Source organism: Rhizobium sp. CCGE 510 (assembly GCF_000292525.1).
Taxonomy (GTDB): domain Bacteria; phylum Pseudomonadota; class Alphaproteobacteria; order Rhizobiales; family Rhizobiaceae; genus Rhizobium.
Genome location: NZ_AEYF01000092.1, coordinates 1 through 1,457, shown reverse-complemented (window position 1 = coordinate 1,457; position 1,457 = coordinate 1). Strand labels below are relative to the sequence as shown.

The following is a 1,457-nucleotide window of genomic DNA, read 5'->3' as shown; positions in this document are numbered from 1 at the left end:
GGGGCGCTGCTCGAGACCTTCGTCCTCTCCGAAGTGATGAAGCTGATGACAGCTTCCGAACTGCGGCTGGTGCCTCATCATTTCCGGGATCGGGACATGCACGAGGTGGACATCGTGCTAGAGCGGGATGACGGCATGATCGTCGGTATCGAGGTGAAGGCTTCGGCGACAGTGAAGTCCAGCGACTTCGCTGGGCTACGGACCCTAGCTGACGCATGCAAAGAGCGGTTCGCCTTCGGCGTCGTCCTCTATGACAGCACCGATTTCGTGCCATTCGGTGGCAGGCTGGCAGCTGCCCCTTTATCTTGTCTTTGGGAACAAGCTCAATCATCGGGCATAGAGAGCACTAAGTATCGGGGGCACGGCGAGCAATGAAGGCATTCGAATTCGACCATCGGCTTATCGAATCTTATGCCCGTTTTTCGAGGTCATTTAGCGCCGTTCGATCCGATGATCTGAAGGCCGAAATCGATCGGCAATATGATGAAGGTCGCTTTTGGCCGGAGGCGCTGCTGTCCATCAACCCTCGTTTTCTTCAGGGGCCAACTGCCGATGAGCTTGTCGCCTCAGGTGATCTCGACGAAGCAACTGGCAAAATATTCCGGTTTGGACCAACGCCGTTACGATTTCACCGGCACCAGGCCCAAGCGATCGCCAAAGCTCGTGCCGGGCAAAGCTACGTGGTCACAACCGGAACCGGGTCCGGGAAATCGCTTTGCTTTTTCGTGCCGGTGGTCGACTGGATTGTTCGCGCTCGGAAAGCGGGAAAGCCGCGCAAAACCAGTGCAATCATCGTTTATCCGATGAACGCGCTAGCCAATAGCCAGATGAACGAGATCGAAAGATTCATCTCTCAGTCGGGGTTGCCAAGTGAATTCAGGCCGGTAGTGCGACGTTACACCGGGCAGGAAAACCATGAAGAACGGCAACAGATCGCCGATAATCCACCGGATGTTCTGCTGACCAACTTCATGATGGCTGAATTGCTTCTGACGAGACAAGACAGCCTCGATACCAAGGTTATTGAGAACGCGAGCGGCCTGGATTTCATCGTTCTCGATGAGTTGCATACATATCGCGGCCGCCAAGGCGCTGACGTGGCCATCCTCGTCCGCCGGCTTCGCAATCGCTGCACTCCGGATAAGGCACCGATCTGCATCGGCACCTCAGCTACCATGGCGAGCGAGGGCTCTGACACTAACCGGGCACAAGCCGTAGCAGATGTTGCGTCCCGCCTTTTCGGGACCGCTATCGGTCCGGAATCGGTCATCGACGAATCCTTGGAACGCGCAACAGATGACCGACTGAAATTGGAGGATGTGCGTTCGGAACTTTCGTCTGTACTCGCATGTCCCCTGCCCGGCGTATTGACCGACGAGGTGCTTAGAGAACATCCTCTCGCGGTTTGGACAGAATTGGCGATTGGCCTTGAAGACAAGCAGGAGCTCAAGCGCAAG

The 1,457-nt window shown here is 56.1% G+C and carries 2 protein-coding genes; both read left to right on the top strand.

From position 1 onward, the window contains the following. The coding region (locus tag RCCGE510_RS32530) for a DUF4143 domain-containing protein (RefSeq protein ID WP_007637823.1) at positions 1-375 on the top strand (375 nt) is incomplete at its 5' end. Next, positions 372-1,457 (top strand): DEAD/DEAH box helicase (locus tag RCCGE510_RS32525; protein ID WP_007637822.1); only part of this gene is annotated, 1,086 nt, incomplete at its 3' end. The genes RCCGE510_RS32530 and RCCGE510_RS32525, both read left to right, overlap by 4 nt.